Here is a 21950-nt window from a genome sequence, read left to right as displayed (position 1 = left end):
CCGTGGCCAAAATGGTCACGTTCCTCATCGTGTCCATACATTTCTCCCTACATACATGCTACGTCTTCCATTTTTTCGGCGCTCACTGGCTGCAAAGCGCGTTTTTTATCTTCTTATACCTGGCTTACTGGCTGGCTTGAGTGCAGCGGCTCAGGGTCGGGTGAGCGGTACTGTGCGTAGTGCCGATGCGGGTGCTGGCATTGAGTATGCCACCGTCACGCTGCACCGGGCCGCCGATTCTGCCATGGTCAAAACCGAGTTTAGCGATGCGCAGGGAGCATTTCGTTTCGAGCAGGCGGCGGCGGGGCGGTACTTGGTGTCGGCGGCGCAAGTGGGGTTTGTGCGGATGTGGTCGGGGCCGTTTGAAGTGACGACGGAAAACTACACGCTGCCCGCTTTAGTGCTGAAGTCGAGCCAGGCTACGGCGCTGAAAGAGGTGACGGTAATTGGCCAAAAACCACTCTATGAACGCCTAGCCGACCGCACGGTAGTAAACGTGGAAGGCTCGACGCTGGCCGCTGGCAACACCACGCTCGACGTGCTCAATCGGGCCCCCGGCGTAACCGTGGATGGCAGCGACAACTTAGCGTTGCGTGGCCGTCAGGGCGTATTAGTACTCATTGATGGCAAGCGCCAACCCATGACCGGCACCGAGCTAGCTGACTATCTACGCGCCTTGCCCGCCGACCAATTGAAAAGCATTGAGCTGATAACGAATCCGCCGGCCAAGTACGACGCCCAGGGCGGCGCGGGTATCATTGCCATCAACCTCAAAAAGGACCAGCGGCAGGGCACCAATGGCTCGGTGAATGCCAGCTACGGCCGCAGCCCCTACGATAAGCTGACGGGGGGCTTTTCTGTGAACAACCGCCGCAAAGGCTTGAATACATTTGGGAGCTATACCTATTCCGACCGCGAAGGCATTGGCAAACTGGATATCTACCGCAATTTCTTTGATAATAGTACGGGCCGCCAAGTGCTGACCGGTAGCAGCGACCAACAAAACAGCAGCCAAAGCCGCTCAAAAACACACAGCGGCCGGGCCGGTCTGGATTATAATATCTCGGAGCGTACCGTGGTGGGCGCGGCCTTCAGCGGCCTATCTAATAAAGGACCGGGCTTAGCGCGCAACAATACCTCGCTTTTCGACGCTACGGGCGGTCTGGCCGACTTGTACACGGCTACTACCGACCGAAATTTTCGGTCGGCAAATGGCACGGCTAACCTGAACTTCAAGCACACTTTTGCCGACTCAGCCAATAGCGGCGAAGTGACCGCCGACGTAGACTACGCCCGCTATACCCTCGACCGATTCCAGGGACAGCGCACCGAGTATTTGCTGCGCGAGCGAACCAGTAATCTGCTCGTAGGCGACCAGGAGGGAGATCTGGCCATCATGTCGGCCAAAGCGGATTATATTCAGCCATTGGCCCGCAAAACGCGGTTGGAGGCGGGCGCCAAAATCAGTCGAGTAACATCTGATAATGACGTGGTATTTCGCAATACCGAAGGCAGCGTCACGACCATTGACACCAGCCGTACCAACCGCTTTAAGTACGAGGAGAACATTGGAGCAGCGTACGTGAACCTGAATCGGACATTGGCTAAGACCAGCTTGCAGGCCGGGTTGCGAGTAGAGCAAACTAAGGCCATCGGCCGCCAGGTGGTCGGCGATAGCTCGTTTCGCCGCAACTACGCTCAGCTGTTTCCCAGTGCGGCTATTAAGCGCACTATCAACGACAAAAACGAGGTGAACCTGACCTTAAGCCGCCGTATCAACCGCCCTTCTTACGGCCAGCTCAACCCTTTCCGGATTATTATCAATCCAACTACTTCGGGAGCGGGCAACCCAAATCTGTTGCCCGAAACCAGCTACAACGTGGAGTTGTCGCACACCTTCAAGCAGAAATTTACTAGCACGCTCAGCTACAGCCGCACCGATCAGCCTATTATTGGCGTGGTGCAGCCCGAAACGGACTCGACCGTTGTATCAACCAGCGTAAACCTGAGCCGTCAGGATTACTACGCTCTGACGCTGACGGCTCCGTTGGAAGTCAAGAAGTGGTGGCAGATTTACAACAACGCCGTGTTCTATTACAGCCGCTTCGTTGGCGACTTGGCCGGCACCTCGCTCGATAAAGGTCGGCCGGCCTTTAACATCACCAGCAACAGCACCTTCACGTTTGAGAAGGGCTGGGGGGCAGAATTGAATACCCGCTTTCAATCGGGCGAACAGTACGGTTTCCTGCGCGTGAAGCCAAACGGACAAGTGTCGTTGGGCGTGCAGAAATCGGTGTGGGACCGGAAGGGCAACATCAAGCTGAACGTGACGGACCTGTTTTATATGAATAGAGTGCGCGCCGTTTCGGCCTACGATAACTACGTGGAGCGCTTCTACCAGCGCCAAGATTCGCGCGTGGCCACGCTCTCCTTTACCTATCGTTTTGGCAACGATAAACTAGCGCCTACGCGTCGCCGGCAAGGTGGCGCCGAGGATGAGAAGCGCCGGGCCGGCGGATCGTAACATCCTCTTTCTCGAAAAAGCCCCCCACTGTAGCGCGGTTACAGCTGGGGGCTTTTTTGTAGAAGATAGACAGTTGCCTAGTACCACAAATAAGATGTGTGTTAAATTCTACTCCTGATCATTGCAAGGAGCTGCTAGAAGGTGAGCCATCCGCACTTCCTCTTGTGGGCCTTTGCGGAATCAGTTACAAGGCACCACTACTACTATATAAAGAACAATGCCAGCAGTAGCTATGGGGTGGCTTAAACGGGGGCAAAACCTTCCCTATTTTCAACCAGCTAGCCAGCTAAAAACATCATAAAAAATAGGTAATATTGGATGGAAATATGCGCCTTCCTTTCTGGTCGATCATATTCTCTCGCCTCACTTCCTTTTTCACCCCCCGTAGAACGTCCGTTTTATGCCCCTTAAATCCTTGTGGCTATTGGGCCTAGGCCTTACCCTAGCCTTGCCCCCAGTCGTGGCTCAGCAAACACCCGCCCCGAAGAAAATCACCAAGCCAGCGCCTGCACCCGGGGGCACTAAGTTGGTTGAGAAAGTCACCCGCAAGGGCTCGGAGCTGGTGATTCCCTACGAGAAGTACGTGCTGCCTAATGGCCTGACGCTACTCGTGCACGAAGACCACAGCGACCCGCTGGTGCATGTCGACGTCACCTACCACGTGGGTTCCGCCCGCGAATCGCTGGGCAAGTCGGGCTTTGCCCACTTCTTCGAGCACATGATGTTCCAGGGCTCGGACAACGTGGCCGACGAACAGCACTTTAAAACCGTAACGGCCTCGGGCGGCAATCTGAACGGGACTACCAACCGGGACCGCACCAATTATTTTGAAACTGTGCCGAACAATCAGCTCGAAACGGCCTTGTGGCTGGAAGCCGACCGGATGGGTTTCCTACTCGACGCGGTAACGCAGCAAAAGTTTGAGGTGCAGCGCTCAACCGTCAAAAATGAACGAGGTCAGGGCGTGGACAACGTACCCTATGGCCGAGCCGAAGAAACGCTGTATAAAGCCCTGTACCCCTATGGCCATCCCTATTCCTGGGATGTCATTGGCTACTTGGAAGACCTGGACCGCTCGGACGTAAATGATCTAAAGAACTTCTTCCTGCGCTGGTACGGCCCCAATAACGCCACGCTGACAGTTGGTGGCGACGTGAAGCCGGCCGAGGTAGTGAAGCTGGTCGAGAAGTATTTCGGCTCTATCAATCGCGGTCCGGCCGTAGAGAACATGAAGCTGCCTGCGCCCAAGCTCACGGCCGACCGTTATGTCAGCTACGAAGACAATGTGCGCTTCCCCATGCTGCAAATGGTGTTTCCGACTGTCCCGCAGTACCACCCCGACGAAACACCACTGGATGCGTTGGCAGAAATTATGGGGCGGGGTAAGAATTCACTGCTCTATAAAAACTTGGTCAAGAACCAGAAAGCCGTTCAAGCGTCGGCTTCTCACCCCTGTTCGGAGTTGGCCGGAGAATTTAACATCACGGCTCTAAGTTTCCCTGGCAAAGGTTTGGATAGCACGGAGGTACTCGTGCGTCAGACCCTGGCCGAGTTTGAAAAAACCGGCGTCAGCGACGAGCAGGTACAGCGCTTCAAGTCGAGCCGGGAAGCGCAGATAATTAACAGCCTAGCAAGCGTCAGCGGTAAGGTCTCGCAGCTAGCTGCCTACCAGACCTACACCGGCAACCCGAACCGCTTGCCAGAAGATCTGAAGCGCTTACGCGCCCTGACCAAAGCCGATGTGGTGCGCGTCTACAACCAATACATCAAAGGCAAGAAAGCGATATTTGTAAGCGTAGTGCCCAAGACGGCTCCTAATCTGCTCGCGAAGGCAGATAACTATACGGTTTCCCAAGAAGGCTACCAAGCCCCGGCGGATGTCTATAAAGGCCTGACCTACGTCAAAGCCAAGGATACGTTTGACCGCAGCAAGCAGCCCAAGAGCGGCACCAACCCCGTCGTGCAAGTACCCGCGGTATGGCAGGAGCAATTCAAGAATGGTTTGCGCGTGATGGGCACCCGCAACACCGAAATCCCCTCCGTGACCATGCTGCTGACCATTCGCGGCGGCCACCGCTTAGAGCAAGCTGACCGCACCAAAGCGGGCATCGCCTCGCTCACGGCAGCCATGCTCAATGAAGGCTCGCAGAAATACTCAGGCGAAGAGTTTACCGCGGCCCTAAACCGCTTGGGTAGCACCGTGCAGGTTAGCGCCGGCGCCGACAACACGACGGTGTACGTGCAGTCGTTAACCAAAAACCTGGACCAGACCCTTGCCTTAGTAGAAGAGCGCTTGATGCGTCCGCGCTTTGATGCAGCCGACTTTGCGCGCATCAAGAAGCAGACCCTGGAAGGCATTGCCAACCAGAACACGCAGCCGGTCACGATTGCCAACAAGACGTATAGCCGCCTGCTGTATGGCGCCGAGAACATCATGAGCATCCCGGTGAGCGGCACGCAGAACTCGGTGCAGAGCATCAGCCTGGACGACGTGAAGCAATTCTACGCCCAGAACTACGCACCCAACATCTCGCACCTCGTGGCCGTGGGCGACGTGGAGCAGCAGGCGCTGGTCTCGAAGCTAGGCTTCTTACAAAACTGGAGCCGCAAGGAAGTAACCCTTCCAGCTGCTACGGTGGCCTCCAAACCTGACAAGACCAAGCTCTACTTTGTGAATAAGGACGGGGCCGCGCAATCGGAAATACGTATTGGCTATGTGGCCTTGCCCTACGATGCGACGGGCGATTACTACAAAGCCTACCTCTCGAACTACGTTCTAGGTGGCGCCTTCAACTCGCGCATCAACTTGAATTTGCGCGAGGACAAAGGCTACACCTATGGGGCTGGGTCAGGCTACTCCGGTAGCCGCTACGCTGGGCCCTTTACGGCTAGCGCGGGTGTGCGGGCCGATGCTACGGCTGCGTCGGTGAAAGAGTTTGTCAAGGAAATCGACTCGTATCGCAAGACTGGGATTACGGATGAAGAGTTGGCGTTCCTCAAGTCGTCGGTGGGCCAGAACGATGCCTTGCGTTACGAAACTGGCCAGCAGAAAGCCGCCTTCCTGGGTCGTTTATTGGAGTACGACCTGACGCCGGATTACCTGAAAAAGCAAACGGAGATCTTGCAGAACTTCACGAAAGAAGACGTGAAGGCCAGCGCCGCGAAGTATCTGCCCCTAGAAAGCATGGTGTTGGTAGTGACCGGCGATAAGCAGCAGCTGCCCGAGCTCCAGAAGCTGGGCTATGAAGTCATCGAACTGGACCTGGATGGCAACCCCGTCAAAGCCGACATGTCCGCTTCCTACAACGTCGTGGCCCCGGCGGCCGCCGCGCCCGAAGCGGCGCCGGCCACGGATAAAAAGGCCAAGCGGAAAATGAAAGAAGACGGCAAAAAGATGAAGATTAAAGAGAAAACAGAAAAGACCAAGTAGCCTTTTCTAGTAGACTAGCCTGAAAAGCCTGGTTCCGAGAGGAGCCAGGCTTTTTTGCGTGCACATATTTTAGTTAGGCGGGGAGGGTAACCAGTGGTGCTCTACCATTCGACTTTAACCATAGCAAATCATAGTAGGCATCTTCAAGCTATGCTTACTAAAAAAGCCCCCACTGTACCTCAGCTACAGCGGGGGACTTTTTTGCTTGTGGTTTGTGATAAAGTCTTAGCTAAATAAGTAGCCGGGCAATTGTCAGCATGAGGCTGGGGTTTTAGCTACCTTTTGCCTTCCTGAAAAAATATTTCAACACCCTTGTAACGATTACCCAATCTCCCGGTACTCGCTGCAATTCAACCCCAAAACTCACGCGGTGGAAACCAGAAGCGACGAAGAACTAATGGCAGCTGTGCAGGCCGATGACCTCGACCAGGTAGTGCCGTTGTTTGAACGCTATCAGGGGCCACTGTTCAACTTCCTCTACCGCCTCACCAGCGACTACGAAACTAGCCAGGACCTTACGCAAACGGTGTTTGAGCGCCTGCTGAAGTACCGGGCCAGCTACCGGCCCGGTCAGCCCTTCCGAGCCTGGGCTTACCAACTGGCCCGCAACGTGCACACCGACCACTGGCAGCGCCAGCAGCGCATGCGCACTGCCGACGTGGTGGAAGTAGAGCGTAAAGGGGCATTGGGCGGAGCCGCCTTCCGCCACACGGCCGCCGCCGACCGCGAACAGGATTTGCACGAAGCAATGGCTCAGCTCTCCCCGGCTCAGCACGAAATTCTGGTACTGCATCGCTTCCAGGGTTTCAGCTACGAGGAGATAGCCGACATGCTGGGCTGCACAGCGGGCGCGGCCAAAGTAAAAGCGCACCGGGCCTTACAAGCCTTGCGCACCATCTATTTCAACTAACAACCATGAATATCACGCCTAATTCTTCCGAATGCCTTGATGTAGCCGACCTGCTGGTTGACTATGCCGAGCACAGCCTGCCTCCGGCTCAGACGGCCCAGATGGCGGCCCACGTAGCTACGTGCCCCCGCTGCCAGGAGCGCGTGGCGCAGTTGCAGGAGTTGGGGACCAAATTTGAAGCTGCCGAGCCTATCACTCCTCCACTAGCATTGCGCGTAAACTTTATGGCCGCGCTAGAACGAGAAAAAGCGGCGCTGGCAAAGCCTGAATCAGAAGTGCGTGAGGCGAAAGTGGTGCGCCTAGAGCCTGCCACGTCGGAGCAGTCGGGAATGTGGTGGCTACGGATTGCCGCCAGCCTTGTGCTGCTGGCTACGGGTGTGCTGCTGGGCAACTTGTGGCGGCCGTTAGGCGCTGATGTTGCTGGCATCAGCCCGGTAGCTACAACGGCTGACTCACGCTTGGGTACTCTCAAGGTAAATCCTGCAGTGCCTTCCCTCTCCGCCAGCGACCGGATTCAGCTGGTAAATGAGATGGCTGGGGAAGTAAAGGGCAGTGCCGACCCAACAGTGCAGGCGCTTATCAATACGCTCAACTTCGACCCGAATACGAACGTGCGACTAGCTGCCGGGCAGGCACTATACCGCCTTCGCGACGACCCCCGGGTAAGGGAGGCCTTCGTGCAGTCGCTTACCATTCAGACCGACCCCAACGTGCAAATCATGCTCATTGAGCTACTGGTAGCCCTGCGCGAGCGGCGAGCGGTGCCGGAACTGGAACGTTTGTCGCAGCGCCGCGATGCCTTACCCATTGTGCGGCAGCAGGCAGAATCGGGGCTGGGCCAGCTGATACAGATATAAAGCGCAATAGCATACAGAGCCGACCGAAGCAACAAGGCTGATTACGAAGCGAATGAAGTTGCTTCGCTCCACTCGGCATGGCTGCTCCACAAGCTCACCTACACATACTTTTCTCTCTTCTCAATCCATTTTCCCAACGAACTGGGCCTGAAAAAAGCCCCCGGAAGTCGCGGTTGCGGGTACGTTCGACTCCTTACTTACTCCACTTCTCTTTGTCATGAAAAAGACTCTGTTTCTCACTCTACTTTACCTGCTAGCGGCTAGTCCGGCCTTGTGGGCCCAGGAATACAAGCTTAAGCTCGGCGGTAAAGCCCGCAAAATCGTGCTGGATATGAACGGCAGCGACGTCACGCTGGAAGGCTATAACGGCGATGAGCTCATCATTCGGGGCAACGGTTTCGAGCCAGCCCCCAAGCGCGCCGAAGGGCTGCGGCCCGTGTACAACTCGGCTGTTGACAATACCAAGATTGGCCTTTCCGTGACCGAAAAGGATAATGTAGTGCGCGTGGTGCAGGCCTCTCGCAAGGATACGGATTACGTCATTCGGGTGCCGCGGCAAACAGCGGTGGTGTTTACCCAAACCCAATTCGGCAGCGGTAATCTGAAAGTAAACGACTTGCAGGGCGACTTGGAAGTGAACATGAAGAATGGCGACGCCCAACTCCTAAACATGGGCGGTGGCGTAGTAGCTAACAGCATCAGCAGCGACATTATCGTGCGCTACGCTGGAGTGGGCAAATCGCCTAGCTCTATTTCCAGTGTGAGTGGGGCGGTGGATATCACGATGCCGGCCAGCAGCAAAACCACCCTGCAACTGCGCACCATTTCGGGCGAGGTTTACACCGACTTCGACATCAATATGGGTAAGAGCAAGGAGGAGGGCGATATGCGGCGTGTGGGCGGCCAAACGGTGGAAGGCACCGTGAACGGCGGCGGTACCAAAATCGCCTTGCAATCGATAAGCGGCGACGTGTTCGTTCGCAAAGCCAAGTAATACTTCTGTCTACATATCAATTGGTTACACTAACTTAATTACTGTCTTGTCATGAAACTCTTCTTGCTACTTGGGGCCATGTTTGCCCTGCTCCTGGGCACGAGCCCTACCCAAGCCCAGAAAATAATTGAGAAAAAAGCCCCCTGAACTCGAAGCAGCGGCTGGTGCTGGATTTGCAACAGGCATCCAGCATTCAGATCAAAGGCGGCAGCGGTAAGGAAGTAGCCGTGCGTGCCTCGGTTACCATCAACAATAACAAGCTGAACGACGCTTTACTGCTGACCCTGAACACGGAAGGCGACGAGGTAAAAGTGAAGTCGGCGTTCGATAAAGCGCTGCTGTACACCAGCAACGAACCCGACTGCCCCGACGGCGAGGGCTACAGCACCTGGAACGACTCAGGCAAGAATGGGAAGGGCTCGTATCGCGTCTGTGCCCGCATCGACTACGTGATTGAAGTGCCCGCTGGCGCCACGGTTCAGGTGAATACCATTAGCGGCAACATTGAGGTTAAGGGGCTGAATGGCCCCCTGGAAGCGAAATCTATCAGCGGCTTTGTAGATGTAAGCTGGCCGCCGACAAAAGGCGCTGAAGTAGCCATGAAAACCATCACCGGTGAGGTGTACACCAACCAGGATATTGCCTTGAACGGCCAAAAAAACAACTCCCCCGTGGGCTACCAAGTGCGCGGGACGTTGGGCAGCAGCGGCCCGGCCATCCGCCTCGAGTCTATCAGCGGCGACGTATTCTTCCGCAAGCAGAACTAAGCCCCGTGGTGCTGGCTGGGGGGCAAATTTCCTCGCCAGTGAGTAGAGTAAGGAAGTCGACTAAAGGCATTGAAATTAATAAAATGGTAGCTTGACAATTAAAATAATAGGTGTTTTCAAAATATATTTATGAATTGTAAAATGCGCTTTGTGAATGTATTAAGCCTGTATTGCTTGGGTTGCTGCTCCAATTTTTATTCGCTTAAATAATAAGGCCTGTAACTTATTCGTTCTTGCTTCCGTTGAGGGCTTGCGATTATCTTCTGATGGATATCGCTAGTGCATTTGCACTTGCTCTCGACTCTTTAAAAATCTCTTTTCAACATTAGTCCTGTATTATGAAAAAGTCCCTGATTTTAGTCGCTTTGTTGGTTGCTGGTATTTCTGCTGCTAACGCCCAGACTACTACCACTCAGAGCACCACGACTACAACGCAGCCCACCACGCCTACCAGCACTCAGAGCACCACAACCACAACACCGGCCACGGATGCTACTATCAACACCACTACTACTGCTCCTACGCAAACTTCTACTACTGTAGAAACGCAGAGCACGACCACGCAGCCAGCCGTTGCTGCTCCTAAGGACGAAGCTGCTGACGTAAAAGTGAAGAACAAAAAGAAGAAGTCTAAAATGAAGGCTGATCCATCAAAATAAGGTCTAAAACCTTAATTTGATTAAGTTATTAAAGCCCGCTTTACGCACGTAAAGCGGGCTTTATTTATTCTGCTTGGTCGTAATTAAGGGTCGATTATATTTTTATTGCTGTGTTTATTTTGATTATTTATATAAAATTTAAAAGCCAAAATTATATACGCTGCGAAAACTAAAAGCGGCTATCAAGGTTCATAACGCGTACTTGTTTTAGGGCTGTGCGAATTTGCGGCTAAATTCTCTGGACATGATTCTGTGAATAATATGAAAACGAAATTCCTATGTGCGGCCTTATTATTAAGTGCTTCGGCGTATGCCCAAACGGCCCCCGCACCAGCTACGCCACCAGCCGCTACTGGTTCGCCAGCCGCGGCTCCAAAAGCAGCCACGCCAGCGCCCATCAATCCTGTACCTACGCCTCAGAATACGGAGCGCAGTACATTAGATCAAAGCGCGTCGCCTACGGCTCCAGCCCAGGAGCGCGTACGCAAACGGCAGACCGTGATGGATGGCCAAGCCTCGCCAAGTGTAGAAACCACCACCAACCGCCGCACCAAGCGAGTAAACGAGAAGAAGCGCCCGGCCGCCGACACCCAGAATGGCACGCCACCTACGCGCTAGCGTACTGAAAAGGTACTAAAAAAGCCCCCAGAGAATATCTGGGGGCTTTTTTGCGAATGGTTGATTCTTATTCCTTGAGCTTGGCACTGTGCTGCAGCAGCAAGTCGCCGAGGGCGCGAAGGGCCACTTGGGCGTCGGGCGTGGCATGCACGGCAGCCTGCAACGTCTGCGTGCCCAGCATATCCAATGAGTCGCCAACGGCCGCGCCATCAATGCCGTCGGTGTTGCTAAGCAGTGATTGTAGATTTCCGAGCTCTCGGTCGATGTCCTGTAGCTCCGGAATACCGCTTTGTTGCAGGGTTTCCTGCCAGGTGTCAATGTTGGTGTGAGCCGTGCTTAAAGGCAGAGAAGTGAGACCACCGTGCAGGGCGTGTACCGTGCCGGCAAGCAAATCGGCGCCGGACTGAGGGGCGTTTGGCTGGTTCATATAATGGGGAATGAATGACGTGTGTAAACCTAAACGGAGGCGCTGAGTGGGATTGGCGCAGCCAAACCCAACTCGCGCAGAATAGCCACGGCGCGCAGGGCGCTGGCTTCTTTGTCTTTAATTTCAAGCATCATATCTACGTCGAGGCCGTTGAGATGCGTGATAAACTCACGAAACCTATCCTCTACCAACGACGAAGTGTGCTTGCCCTTGCGCTCCCCAAGCTGCTGAGAGCTGTAATCCATCATCAGCACGCCGTCGCGGGTCGGGTTCCAGGTGCCGGCCGCCAGCCGCAGGGCTTCCTGCATCGGCTCTTTGTGGTTGAGGCACTCGTGGTGGAAGTTGTCGAACAGGATAGGAATTCCTACAGCCTCGTGCACCCGCAGGCAGTCGCGCAGACTAAACAGACGGTCATCGTTTTCGATAACCAGCCGTACCTGCACCGCTTCCGGGAGCGTGCGGTAGGTGGCAATAAAGCGCTCAATAGCCACGTCTCGGTCGCCATAGAGGCCGCCCACGTGAATTTGCAGCTTGGCCGTGCTATCAAGGCCCATCAAATCCAACATGGAGCCCTGATAGACCAACTCGGCAATGCTGCGCTCCACAATACCCGGATCGGGGGAGTTGAGCACCACAAACTGATCGGGGTGGAAAGAGATGCGCATCTGCTCGGCCTTGATATAATCGCCAATAGCGCGGAAGTGGGGGGCAAATTCTGTCTGCCACGGAAACGTATTGACCGCATGCGAGCCAAAAGGCACGATGCCGGAACCGATTCGGAAGAAGAGCAGACCGTGCTGGACGTTGTATTCCAGAATGCGCTGCAAACAAGCCAGATTATTGGTAACGGTGGTTACCACGCGCTCATCGGTGTAAGACGCCAGCCGGAAAGTAGTGGCCGCGCTACAGTCGAGCGTTTCATTTACGCAGGGATACCCAATTTTCATAGCTTCAGCTTACGCAGGTTGCGCGTCGGCTGTTGTGGGAAGCGCCTAATGGCCAGTGCCTCCAAGCAATGAAATGCTACTCGTACCCCCGATTATCCTTGAAGTTGCGGTTGTACCGCTCCCGGTCGCGGCGGGCTTGCTCCATCTTCTTTTTCAGGGCTTCCTGCTGTTGTAGCTCCTCTAACTTGCGCCGCGCCTTGCCCTCCCGCGAAAGAGCGTCGTAGAGCAGGCTGGCTGGGTTTTCAAGGGAGGCAACCGGCGCTTTAGGAGCCGTAGAGTCGACGGGGAACAGTGGCTTGGGCGCTGGGGGGCGTTTTACGGCGTTGGCGGGCGGTGTGGGGCGGCGCACATTGCGCAGGGCCTTCTTTATCTGCGCATCCGCCGGGCGGCCTTCCTGCACCCGCACTTCGCCCAGTTGAATGCTAGCCCGGTCGAGCTTTACCTGCACAATGAGTTGGGAAAGTCCCGAGCGGCCTAACGCCATTCGCTTGGTGGCAAAGCCTAGCGAAATAAACTCCAGCGTGTCCGTATACGCCACGTCGATGCGGAAATCACCGACGTTATTGGCTACTACGCCGGTTTTGTTGCCTTTAATACGCACGGTGGTGCCAGGTATTGGTTTGCCGTCGGCGGCATTGGTAATTGTGCCCGACACGCGCAACTGAGCCGAGGCCGACAGGGCCATCAACAACCCTAAAACCAGCAATACAGCGGCTTTATTCCAGAATCCGGTGAACAAACGAGACGATAAACCCATCAATTATACGAACGCAACCAAACTGCAAGGTAGCCAACTACAGAGTCAAAAAAGCCCGCACCGTTGCAGGTGCGGGCTTCGATTAACCAGAAAACTGGCGGAGCGGTTCGTTATTCCTCTTTCATCTTGGTTTCGCCGTCGTCGTCCACTTTCACTTTGGATCCGTCGGCAGCCTTTATTTTCATTTCACCGTCCGATTCGGTTTTCACCTTGGTGCCGTCGGCGTACTTGGTTTTCGTGTCGCCGTCGGCTTCCGTTTTGGTTACGCCTTGGTCAACCGCGGCTGAAGCTGCAGGTGCGGGCGCTTCCTCCATGTACATTTCCTCGGCGTAGTTCATGCGGTTGGCTACGTAGGCGTCGTACTGCGCCGGATCGGAGAAAACAGTTTTGAACTGCGTATCGATTTCGGTATTAATGCTTTGCATAGCCGCGTACATGCCCGTGGTGTCGGTAGCATACTGTGCCTCCAACTCAGCGAGGCGGCGCGAACGCTCGAAATAGATATCCTCGGCCCGGGCTACTACGGTCGTATCCGTGATTTTCAGGTCGGAAGCCATGCGTGTGGCAATGCGGGTAGCGCGGCTGCGCGACGCGGCCGGCGTGGTGGTGACGGTCTGCGTGGTCGTTGTGGTCGTCGTGGTTTCGGCTGCTTTTTCCTGCGAGCAGGACGCAAATGCCAGCGCACCAGCGCAGGAGAATAGGAGGAAGGTCTTTTTCATGACAAAAATGTGGGAGGGAGAGAGTAGTGGTCCGAGAATCAGACCACGGCCGCTATACGGTTCAGGTTGTTTGCAGTTGTATAATTGAATTATTATATATAAAAAAGCCCCCCAACGCCATTGCCGGGGGCTTTTTTATATATAAGTGATACGACTGCTTACGCTCGTCGCAATTCAAATACGGTTATTTCGGGCAGGAAGCCCACCCGTCCCGGATATCCCAAAAAGCCTAGGCCAGTATTAACGTACAGATACTGCTCACCTCTATTGTACAGGCCGGCCCACTGCTTATACACATACTGCACAGGGCTCCACTTGAAAAAGGGGAGATTCACGCCAAACTGCATGCCGTGGGTGTGACCTGAAAGAGTGAGGTCGATGTCAGGGTAACTCAGTACCTCACCTTCCCAGTGGGATGGGTCGTGGGAGAGGAGAATTTTGAAGGGCGCGTCGCCGCTGGCAGCATGGGCCTTAGGCAGATTGCCGTACTTAGGAAAGCGCATTTGAGCCCCCCAGTTTTGCACGCCCAACACGGCTATTTTCTCGCCGTCGCGCTCAATAGTATGGCTTTCATCCAAGAGCAGGCGCCACCCGATTTTGGCGTGATTCTGCGCCAGGCGTGCCAGGTTGGCGCGCTTGGCTTCGGGCTAGGCCACTGCACGTAATCGCCGTAGTCGTGGTTGCCGAGGATAGAGAACTTGGGGAGCTTGGACTCGATTTGAGCGAGGGTATCAATGTGGTTTTCGACCTCCGTGGCCACATTATTTACTAAGTCGCCGGTCATAAAAATGAGGTCGGCCTGCTGCTTATTAATCATCCTGACGGCCCGTTCGAGCGGCTCGCTCGACTGAAAACTACCCGTGTGCAAATCGGAAATCTGAAGCACTTTAAAGCCGTCGAAAGATGCCGGTAGGTTGGGGAAGCGCAGTGTTACACGCTTTACCTGGTAATCGGTTGCTCCGCGCAGCATTCCCCAGACAAAGGCTACAAACGGAATGCCTGCCACTACCAGTGCCAAGCCGCTCAAAAACTGACTCCGCGTAATGGGCGTGCCGGTAGCCACACCATTACGCTGCGTAAACTGCTGCACCACCCAGCGCCCCATCCGAACTAAATCTTCGGGGAGCAAAAACAGCAACACCACTAGTTTAGCCAGCAGCAAACCCACCAAGGCGCTGGATAGATACGTTTTGTAGGGTGCCGGGCCGTTGTGGCGGGTAGTGATGGCCCAGATAGCGAAACCCCAAGCCAATGCAGTGACAATCCAATAGATAGCTCCGGCAAGGCGTCGTCCGCTAATAGAGCTGGCTGGAATAAGGGTTTTTATAGCTTGGTAGCCGTACCATTCGGCTAAAATGAGCAATAAGATGAAGGGGAAACTCAGAATTCGTGACATGCGGATAATTAAAGAGGAATCTGGCGGCTTTGGTTTAGTTATTGAAAATGCCAGCTAAGACTAGGATAGACGGCTGACTACAGCTTTTACCTTAAGCACCAGCCCTCAGCAACAATAGTGCAGTATGAAATCAGTTGACAATCTGGCGGAAGAGGCCGCGGCCCCCGTGCGTTACGTAGCGCCCACTTCTTTCGGTATTAAAAGCTGGGCCGAGGAAGACCGCCCCCGCGAAAAGCTTCTGCAAAAAGGCCGCTCAGCTCTCTCCGACGCGGAGCTAATGGGAATTCTGCTCGGCTCAGGCACCGCCAAGCTCTCCGCTGTAGACGTAGCTAAGCTGATTCTGAACGCGGTAGAGAACGATTTGAATGAGTTGGCCAAATTGTCGGTGAAGGAGCTGATGCGCCACAAAGGTATCGGGGAGGCGAAAGCCATAACCATTGTGGCGGCTTTAGAGTTAGGCCGGCGCCGTAAGGAAACGGCCGCCGCGGCCCGCACTACCATCACTTGCTCCCGCGATATTTACCAGCTCATTCGTCCCAATCTTCAGGATTTGCCCCACGAAGAATTTTGGGTGATTCTGCTCAACCGCGCCAATGTGGTGATGCGCAAACAACCCATCAGCAGCGGAGGCGTAGCCGGCACCGTCGCCGACCCGAAGATGATTTTCAAACACGCCCTAGAGCAGTTGGCCAGTTCTATTATCCTGGTGCACAATCACCCCAGCGGCAACCAGAAGCCCAGCGCCGCCGATATTGCCCTTACCCGCAAGCTCAAAGAAGCCGGCCAGTTCTTGGATTTGCCTATCCTCGACCACCTCATCTATACCGACCACGGCTACTACAGCTTCGCCGACGAAGGCGTGTTATAAGCTGCCTGTAGACGGCCTTTTGGCGTGTAGAGACGCGGCACTTTACGTCTTAACGTTGCTGAGATTGTTTGGAATAATGTTCTTGGGTAGTCTTTCAACCTAAAAGACGCAAAGTGTCGCGTCTCTACACATAGTTATTTAAAAAAGCCCCCCGGCGGCACTGGGGGCTTTTCTGCTGCAAACCTAGCAAGAGCCGTCGCGCCCCGGTATCTTTGCTGCTACCATGCGCCTCAATCCCAAGCTTTTTATTCTCCTCGGCCTAGTTCTCGTACTCGGCTATTTCCTCCAAGACCTCGTCCTGAATGACGAGCAGTATGTTGCTCGCATCGAGAAGGAGCGCCACGCCAAAAACGACGAGTTTCGGCGGGTACAAGGCTCGCCGCTGTCCGCCGAGCAGCGCCAGGAGTTCGACAGCCTGCACTACTACGCTCCCGATAAAACGTATCGCCTCACCGCCGAGTTTGAGCCCTTTCCTATGCGCGATACTATCGCTATGCGCCTCACCGACGGCAAGGCCGAAAAGTATCTGCGCTGGGGCCGCGCCTCTTTTGAGTGGCAAAAGCAGCCGCAACGCCTCACTGTGTTTCGAAAAGCCAATGGCCCCGACACCACGCTTTTTATTCCCTTTACCGACAAAACCAACGGCTTCGATACCTACGGCGGCGGCCGCTACCTCGACGCTGACCCCGTGGCTGAAGGCGATGACGAAATCGTGCTGGACTTCAATAAGGCTTACAATCCCTTCTGCGCTTACAATGTGTCCTTTGCCTGCCCTGTGCCGCCCGCCGAGAACATCTTATCCGTGTATATCAAGGCTGGCGAAAAGACATTTCACAAAGATTAAGTTGAGTTGACGCATAAGGAATGGGTTGTTTGCTGTTCTTGCTCCGCCAAACCGAATAGAAGTTTTGTGGGCTTGGCCTTTCAGCCTGCCTTACTCAAATTTCTACCTTTGCCCATTCCGCCGTTTCCGCGCTAGTACATTCGGCTCCTGATTACTGCTTATCCATTATCCATGAAAATCTCCCTCGACTGGCTCCGTACATTAATTCCCACCGATAAATCGGCCACAGAGTTGGCGGCTTTGCTTACGGGCTCGGGCCTGGAAGTGGAAGGGGTAGAAGAGCTGGAAAGCATACCGGGCGGCCTGCGCGGCGTGGTAATCGGTGAAGTGCTGACCTGCGAAAAGCACCCCGACGCCGACAAGCTCAGCCTGACTACCGTAGCCGTAGGCGACACTACACCGCGCCAAATCGTGTGCGGTGCTTCTAATGTGGCCGCTGGCCAGAAGGTAGTAGTAGCTCTAGAAGGTGCTACGCTGCATCCAGCCCAAGGCGAACCATTTAAGATCAAGAAGTCCAAAATTCGGGGCGCCGCTTCCGAGGGTATGATTTGCGCCGAGGATGAAATTGGCATTGGCACTTCCCACGCCGGTATCATCGTACTCGACACAGATCTGCCAAATGGCACCCCGGCCGCCGACTATTTCGGCTTAGGTTCAGATGCCGTGCTGGAAATCGGCCTAACGCCCAACCGCGCCGATGCGGCCTCTCACTACGGCGTGGCCCGCGAGTTACGTGCGCTCCTGCGCCAGCCCTCCCAACTGCCCGATGTAAGCGCATTTTTGCCCCCCACAGCCGCCGCGCAGAATGTGCAGGTGCTGATTGAGGACGAAGAGGCCTGCCCACGCTACGCCGGTTTGCTGTTGGAGAACGTGCAGGTCGGTCCGTCGCCGGAGTGGCTGCAGCGCCGCCTGCGCAGTATTGGCTTATCGCCAATCAATAATGTAGTGGACGTGACCAACTTCGTGCTGCACGAGCTAGGCCAGCCCCTGCATGCCTTCGACGCCGACCAGATTCCTGGGGAGAAAATTCGCGTGAAGCGCGCCGCTGAGGGTGAAAAATTCACAACGCTGGATGGCACCGAGCGCACCCTACGCGCTGATGATTTAGTGATTGCTGGCGGGGGCGGGGAGCCAATGGCCTTGGCTGGCGTGTTCGGGGGGCAAACTTCCGGTGTAAGCGCCGCTACCAAGCGTGTGTTTCTGGAAAGCGCCTACTTCACGCCTGCGGTGGTGCGTCGGACCAGTCAAACCCACCAACTCAAAACCGACGCTTCCTTCCGCTTCGAGCGCGGCACTGATCCAAACATGGTGCTAGTGGCTTTGCAGCGGGCTGCCCTGCTGCTCCAGGAAGTAGCTGGCGCTACCATTGCTGCGCCCGTCGTGGATGAGTACCCGAAGCATGTGCTGCCTTTCACCGTACGCCTGCGTTTCTCGCGGGTGGAGCGCCTGATCGGTCAGTACATAGCGCCGGAGCAAATCCGCCAGATCCTGACTGATTTGGATATCATTATTCAAAATGAAACCGGTGATGATTGGTGGTTGATTGTGCCGCCTTTTAAGGTGGATGTAACCCGCGAGGCTGACGTAATTGAGGAAATCCTGCGCATTTACGGCTACAACAACGTGGCTTTGCGTCCGAACAATTCAGCTTCCTTCCTAGCCAAATTTCCGAATCCTGACCCAGAGATTCTGCGCCAGAATACTTCCCGTCTGCTTAGCGGCCAAGGCTTCTCGGAAATCATCACCAACTCCATCACCAACGCCCGCTACTTCGAAGCCGAAGGTGAAACCAACGAAGCCCTGGTGCGCGTGCTGAACTACAACAGCGCCGACCTGAACGTGCTACGCCCCACGGTACTGCACAGCGCCCTGGAAGTAGTGCGCTACAACCTCAACCGCCGCCAGCGCGACCTCAAACTCTACGAGTTCGGCAAAACCTACTTACGCAAAGCTGACGGTCAGTACGAGGAGAAAAACAGCCTCATAATTCTGCTCACCGGCAACGCCACCGCCGAAACCTGGCAGCATGAAGCCGACAAGGCTACCTTCCATCATCTGGCTGGTGCCGTTCAGCAAGTGCTGACGGCTCTGGGCCACGCCTCGCCCACCTCGCAGCCAGTGCAGCACCAATATTTAGCTGGTGGTCTCACGCTGTTGGCCCAAAACCAGCCGGTCGCACATCTGGGGGGCATTTCTGCGGGAGTGCTGAAGCGCCTCGACGTGAATCAGCCTGTGTGGTATGCTGAGCTGGATTGGGATTGGCTGGTGAAGAAATACAAGAACGCCCTCGTGGCCCGCGAACTGCCCAAGTTCCCCGAGGTGCGCCGCGACTTGTCGCTGGTAGTAGACAAAAACGTAACCTTCGATCAGCTTCGCCAGATTGCTCAGCGGGCTGAGCGCAAGCTGCTGCAAGGCGTGAATGTGTTTGACGTGTATGAGGGTGACAAACTGCCGGAAGGTAAGAAGTCGTACTCCGTTAGCTTCAATCTTCAAGACCCCACTCAGACGCTCACCGACCAAGCCATCGACGGCGTGATGCAGCGCCTGATCCAACAATTTGAAAAGCAGGCAGGCGCCGTAATTCGTCGTTAGCCCAAGCGCCGCAGTAGGTTTGAACTCGTGCTCCTAGCTTGAAGTTTGGGGAACAGGTGAAATCCTGCCAAATTGCCTAAGCGAAGCAGACGGCAAATTTACTGTGGCGCTTATTTCTCAAAAATAATTCTCCCGCATGGCCTCCTCTCAGCAGCTCGCTCAACTAGACCGCCTAGAGCGGCAGGTAACCACCTTAGTGGCTGCCTATCAGCAGTTGCGCGAGGAACTGGCCGATGCTCAAACCACCATTCAGCAGCTTCACGCCGATGTGCGCGACCGGGAACGGCAGCTCAAGGATTTCCAGAATCAGGAGAATATCGCTAAACTTGTCCATACCATAGCAGAGGAACCTGCCAACGCCAACGAGCTTAAACTGCGCCTAAACGAATATATCCGCGAGATTGATAAGTGCCTTGCCTATTTGAGGGAGTAATGACCATCGAACGTCCAGCCAATTGCTGATGAGTGACTTAGCCATTAAAATCCGTATTGCCGAACGGGACTACCCCATGCGCGTTAGCCCCTTGGAAGAGGAGCGTCTGCGCCTGGCTGGGCGTCAGCTCAACGAACGGATCAAGGAATTTCGCGAACAGTACGGCATTCAGGACAAGCAAGACTTGCTAGCCATGATTGCCCTATCCACAATGGCTGACGGCTTGAAAGTCAGCAAAGAGAAGGATGGCACTGATGCAGCTCTTACTGAGCGCCTTACGCGCTTAGATAATCTGCTTTCGTCGCTGGTACTCGGCTGAGTATTGGCGCAGTTTTATGCCCGACCGGGCGGGGCCTACGCTCCGCTACTTGGAGATTGTTGGGCAGATTTTTTTGTTATGGTTTAGTAGTACCCCCTAAAAACCATAACTCATGCCCAACTACATAATCTATATTGTTCTAGCCGCCATCGTTGCCCTTGTGGCCGGCGTGGTGCTAGGACGCCTGCTGGCCGGCAAGGCCAGGCAGGACCACGAAGCCCAGGCGCAAGCTAGGGCCCAACAACTTCTTCAGGAGGCTGAGGCCCAAGCCAACCGCACCCGCGACGAGCGTATTCAGCAGTCCAAGGATAAATTTCGCCAGCTTAAGAACGAGTTTGAGCAGGAAAGCAAACGCCAAAAGCAAGCGTTAGAGCAAGAGTTAACAGAGCGCCGGGCCACCGTACTTGAGCAGGAGCAGAGCATCAAGCGCCTCACCGAAACCACGCAAAAGCAGCTCGAACAACTACAGCGTAAAGAGCAGGACTTAGAAACCCTCCGCGAAAAGCTTCAGGCCGATGCTCAACAGCAGCGCGAGCGTCTCGACAGTCAGGAAGAAAAGCGCCGCGTAACGCTCGAAACTCAGCAAGCTAAGCTTCAGCAAAAAGAGCACGACCTCGATGCTCGCATCCACGATGTGCAGCACCAACTCGAAACCATCGCCAACTTGTCGGCGGCCGAAGCTCGCGAGCAGCTAGTTGAGTCACTGAAAAACGAAGCGCAAATTCAGGCATCTTCCTATATCAAAGATGTGGTAGCGCAGGCTAAGCTTTCGGCTACGAAGGACGCTAAGAAAGTGGTCCTGGAGACGATTCAGCGCACGGCCGCTGAGCACGCTATTGAGAACTGCGTATCGATTTTCAACATTGAATCGGACGACGTCAAGGGCAAGATCATTGGCCGCGAAGGCCGTAATATTCGTGCACTGGAAGCTGCTACCGGGGTGGAAATCATCGTTGATGATACCCCTGAGGCAATCATTATTTCCGGCTTCGACCCGGTGCGCCGTGAGGTAGCGCGCTTGTCGCTGCACTTGCTGGTGAAAGACGGCCGTATTCACCCTGCGCGCATTGAGGAAATTGTGGCTAAAACCCGCAAGAACATCGACGAGGAAATCGTGGAAATCGGTGAGCGGACTATCATTGATCTCGGTATTCATGGCTTGCATCCCGAGCTGATTAAGATGGTTGGCCGGATGCGTTTCCGCTCCAGCTATGGCCAAAATCTGCTCCAGCACTCCCGCGAAGTAGCTAACCTCTGCGCTACTATGGCTGCCGAGCTGGGCTTGAACGTGAAGCACGCCAAGCGCGCCGGTCTGCTGCACGACATCGGTAAAGTAAGCACTGAGGAGCCCGAACTGCCCCACGCCATCTTGGGCATGGAGCTGGCTAAGAAATACAAAGAACATCCCGACGTCATCAACGCCATCGGTGCTCACCACGACGAGATTGAGATGACCGCCATGGTCTCGCCCTTGGTGCAGGCCTGCGACGCCATCAGCGGCTCACGCCCCGGCGCTCGGCGCGAGATGATGGAGAGCTACATCAAGCGCCTCAAGCAACTGGAAGAAACAGCCGTAAGCTTCGATGGAGTACTCCAGTGCTACGCTATTCAGGCGGGTCGCGAGCTGCGCGTGATGGTGAATGCCGACAACGTAACCGACGACCGTGCCCAAGAGCTGAGCTACGAAATCTCACAGAAGATTGAGAAGGAAATGCAGTATCCCGGCCAGATTAAAATCACCGTCATTCGGGAGATGCGCGCTGTAGCGTACGCCAAGTAAAGGCTTCATTTAGAGTAATAAAAAAGCCCCCAGCACTAGTGCTGGGGGCTTTTTTATTACAAATTCCAAAAGCAGGTTATAAATTTATTAAAAGAAAGAAGTCTGAATT

General features: G+C 54.9%; 20 protein-coding genes. 14 read left to right on the top strand and 6 right to left on the bottom strand.

Annotated features, from left to right (window positions below; translation table 11 throughout):
- Nucleotides 1-55 precede the first annotated feature (55 nt).
- The 8 genes from EPD59_RS17860 (at nucleotide 56) to EPD59_RS17825 (ending at nucleotide 10759) form a co-directional block, all read left to right on the top strand.
- Nucleotides 56-2524, top strand: a complete 2469-nt coding sequence (locus tag EPD59_RS17860; RefSeq protein WP_133273978.1) for a TonB-dependent receptor — start codon at nucleotides 56-58, stop codon at nucleotides 2522-2524.
- Between the two features lie 400 nt (nucleotides 2525-2924).
- The gene (locus EPD59_RS17855; RefSeq protein WP_133273977.1) at nucleotides 2925-5954 is read left to right on the top strand and encodes a M16 family metallopeptidase; all 3030 of its coding nucleotides are present in this window, start codon (nucleotides 2925-2927) and stop codon (nucleotides 5952-5954) included.
- A gap of 370 nt (nucleotides 5955-6324) precedes the next feature.
- Nucleotides 6325-6864, top strand: a complete 540-nt coding sequence (locus EPD59_RS17850; protein WP_133273976.1) for an RNA polymerase sigma factor — start codon at nucleotides 6325-6327, stop codon at nucleotides 6862-6864.
- A gap of 5 nt (nucleotides 6865-6869) precedes the next feature.
- Nucleotides 6870-7721: a HEAT repeat domain-containing protein gene (locus EPD59_RS17845; protein WP_133273975.1), complete on the top strand. Its 852-nt coding sequence runs from the start codon at nucleotides 6870-6872 to the stop codon at nucleotides 7719-7721.
- Nucleotides 7722-7938: 217 nt separating this feature from the next.
- Complete coding sequence (locus tag EPD59_RS17840; protein WP_133273974.1) at nucleotides 7939-8715, top strand: DUF4097 family beta strand repeat-containing protein; 777 nt, start codon at nucleotides 7939-7941, stop codon at nucleotides 8713-8715.
- Nucleotides 8716-8879: 164 nt separating this feature from the next.
- Entirely contained in the window at nucleotides 8880-9482 is a 603-nt protein-coding gene (locus EPD59_RS17835) for a DUF4097 family beta strand repeat-containing protein (RefSeq protein WP_133273973.1), read from the top strand.
- A gap of 338 nt (nucleotides 9483-9820) precedes the next feature.
- Nucleotides 9821-10141 (top strand): hypothetical protein, encoded by a 321-nt coding sequence (locus EPD59_RS17830; RefSeq protein WP_133273972.1) that lies wholly within the window; start codon nucleotides 9821-9823, stop codon nucleotides 10139-10141.
- Between the two features lie 261 nt (nucleotides 10142-10402).
- Nucleotides 10403-10759 (top strand): hypothetical protein, encoded by a 357-nt coding sequence (locus EPD59_RS17825; RefSeq protein WP_133273971.1) that lies wholly within the window; start codon nucleotides 10403-10405, stop codon nucleotides 10757-10759.
- Nucleotides 10760-10826: 67 nt separating this feature from the next.
- Here EPD59_RS17825 and EPD59_RS17820 read toward each other — a convergent pair whose 3' ends face one another.
- From EPD59_RS17820 to EPD59_RS17800, 6 genes are all read right to left on the bottom strand, one after another.
- On the bottom strand, nucleotides 10827-11186 hold the full coding sequence (locus EPD59_RS17820) for a hypothetical protein (protein WP_133273970.1): 360 nt from the start codon (nucleotides 11184-11186) through the stop codon (nucleotides 10827-10829).
- Nucleotides 11187-11215: 29 nt separating this feature from the next.
- Nucleotides 11216-12133 (bottom strand): UV DNA damage repair endonuclease UvsE, encoded by a 918-nt coding sequence (gene uvsE, locus EPD59_RS17815; RefSeq protein ID WP_133273969.1) that lies wholly within the window; start codon nucleotides 12131-12133, stop codon nucleotides 11216-11218.
- A gap of 76 nt (nucleotides 12134-12209) precedes the next feature.
- The gene (locus EPD59_RS17810; RefSeq protein ID WP_133273968.1) at nucleotides 12210-12890 is read right to left on the bottom strand and encodes a carboxypeptidase-like regulatory domain-containing protein; all 681 of its coding nucleotides are present in this window, start codon (nucleotides 12888-12890) and stop codon (nucleotides 12210-12212) included.
- 110 nt (nucleotides 12891-13000) lie between these two features.
- Entirely contained in the window at nucleotides 13001-13609 is a 609-nt protein-coding gene (locus EPD59_RS17805) for a hypothetical protein (RefSeq protein WP_133273967.1), read from the bottom strand.
- 158 nt (nucleotides 13610-13767) lie between these two features.
- On the bottom strand, nucleotides 13768-14187 hold the full coding sequence (locus EPD59_RS22835; RefSeq protein ID WP_240731479.1) for a metallophosphoesterase: 420 nt from the start codon (nucleotides 14185-14187) through the stop codon (nucleotides 13768-13770).
- Nucleotides 14145-15005: a metallophosphoesterase gene (locus tag EPD59_RS17800; protein WP_240731478.1), complete on the bottom strand. Its 861-nt coding sequence runs from the start codon at nucleotides 15003-15005 to the stop codon at nucleotides 14145-14147. Before EPD59_RS17800 ends, EPD59_RS22835 begins: the two co-directional genes overlap by 43 nt.
- A gap of 124 nt (nucleotides 15006-15129) precedes the next feature.
- Between EPD59_RS17800 and radC the strand changes: the two genes are divergently transcribed.
- From radC to rny, 6 genes are all read left to right on the top strand, one after another.
- A complete protein-coding gene (gene radC / locus EPD59_RS17795; protein ID WP_133273966.1) occupies nucleotides 15130-15873 on the top strand; it encodes a RadC family protein in 744 nt (247 codons plus the stop codon).
- A 223-nt stretch (nucleotides 15874-16096) separates the two neighbouring features.
- Nucleotides 16097-16717, top strand: coding sequence for a DUF1684 domain-containing protein (locus tag EPD59_RS17790; protein WP_133273965.1), 621 nt, complete (start codon nucleotides 16097-16099; stop codon nucleotides 16715-16717).
- A gap of 171 nt (nucleotides 16718-16888) precedes the next feature.
- Nucleotides 16889-19309, top strand: a complete 2421-nt coding sequence (gene pheT, locus EPD59_RS17785; protein WP_133273964.1) for a phenylalanine--tRNA ligase subunit beta — start codon at nucleotides 16889-16891, stop codon at nucleotides 19307-19309.
- Between the two features lie 136 nt (nucleotides 19310-19445).
- Nucleotides 19446-19742 carry a hypothetical protein gene (locus EPD59_RS17780; protein ID WP_133273963.1) on the top strand — a complete coding sequence of 99 codons (297 nt, stop codon included), beginning with the start codon at nucleotides 19446-19448 and terminating at the stop codon, nucleotides 19740-19742.
- Nucleotides 19743-19770: 28 nt separating this feature from the next.
- Entirely contained in the window at nucleotides 19771-20061 is a 291-nt protein-coding gene (locus EPD59_RS17775) for a cell division protein ZapA (RefSeq protein WP_133273962.1), read from the top strand.
- Between the two features lie 112 nt (nucleotides 20062-20173).
- Complete coding sequence (rny, locus tag EPD59_RS17770; RefSeq protein WP_133273961.1) at nucleotides 20174-21841, top strand: ribonuclease Y; 1668 nt, start codon at nucleotides 20174-20176, stop codon at nucleotides 21839-21841.
- Nucleotides 21842-21950 lie beyond the last annotated feature (109 nt).

The sequence above is a fragment of the Hymenobacter radiodurans genome, from assembly GCF_004355185.1.
GTDB lineage: Bacteria > Bacteroidota > Bacteroidia > Cytophagales > Hymenobacteraceae > Hymenobacter > Hymenobacter radiodurans.
Note: the sequence above shows the minus strand (reverse complement) of the source record. Positions and strands in the feature narration are given on the sequence as shown.

Excerpts from the sequence above, each read along its gene's own strand:
- EPD59_RS17800 (WP_240731478.1), bottom strand. The coding sequence starts at position 15,005 with ATGTCACGAATTCTGAGTTTCCCCTTCATCTTATTGCTCATTTTAGCC.
- rny (WP_133273961.1), top strand. The coding sequence starts at position 20,174 with ATGCCCAACTACATAATCTATATTGTTCTAGCCGCCATCGTTGCCCTT.
- EPD59_RS17845 (WP_133273975.1), top strand. The coding sequence starts at position 6,870 with ATGAATATCACGCCTAATTCTTCCGAATGCCTTGATGTAGCCGACCTG.
- EPD59_RS17790 (WP_133273965.1), top strand. The coding sequence starts at position 16,097 with ATGCGCCTCAATCCCAAGCTTTTTATTCTCCTCGGCCTAGTTCTCGTA.
- EPD59_RS17820 (WP_133273970.1), bottom strand. The coding sequence starts at position 11,186 with ATGAACCAGCCAAACGCCCCTCAGTCCGGCGCCGATTTGCTTGCCGGC.
- pheT (WP_133273964.1), top strand. The coding sequence starts at position 16,889 with ATGAAAATCTCCCTCGACTGGCTCCGTACATTAATTCCCACCGATAAA.
- EPD59_RS17830 (WP_133273972.1), top strand. The coding sequence starts at position 9,821 with ATGAAAAAGTCCCTGATTTTAGTCGCTTTGTTGGTTGCTGGTATTTCT.
- EPD59_RS17775 (WP_133273962.1), top strand. The coding sequence starts at position 19,771 with ATGAGTGACTTAGCCATTAAAATCCGTATTGCCGAACGGGACTACCCC.
- uvsE (WP_133273969.1), bottom strand. The coding sequence starts at position 12,133 with ATGAAAATTGGGTATCCCTGCGTAAATGAAACGCTCGACTGTAGCGCG.
- EPD59_RS17810 (WP_133273968.1), bottom strand. The coding sequence starts at position 12,890 with ATGGGTTTATCGTCTCGTTTGTTCACCGGATTCTGGAATAAAGCCGCT.
- EPD59_RS17840 (WP_133273974.1), top strand. The coding sequence starts at position 7,939 with ATGAAAAAGACTCTGTTTCTCACTCTACTTTACCTGCTAGCGGCTAGT.
- EPD59_RS17805 (WP_133273967.1), bottom strand. The coding sequence starts at position 13,609 with ATGAAAAAGACCTTCCTCCTATTCTCCTGCGCTGGTGCGCTGGCATTT.
- EPD59_RS17825 (WP_133273971.1), top strand. The coding sequence starts at position 10,403 with ATGAAAACGAAATTCCTATGTGCGGCCTTATTATTAAGTGCTTCGGCG.
- EPD59_RS17855 (WP_133273977.1), top strand. The coding sequence starts at position 2,925 with ATGCCCCTTAAATCCTTGTGGCTATTGGGCCTAGGCCTTACCCTAGCC.
- EPD59_RS17780 (WP_133273963.1), top strand. The coding sequence starts at position 19,446 with ATGGCCTCCTCTCAGCAGCTCGCTCAACTAGACCGCCTAGAGCGGCAG.
- radC (WP_133273966.1), top strand. The coding sequence starts at position 15,130 with ATGAAATCAGTTGACAATCTGGCGGAAGAGGCCGCGGCCCCCGTGCGT.
- EPD59_RS17860 (WP_133273978.1), top strand. The coding sequence starts at position 56 with ATGCTACGTCTTCCATTTTTTCGGCGCTCACTGGCTGCAAAGCGCGTT.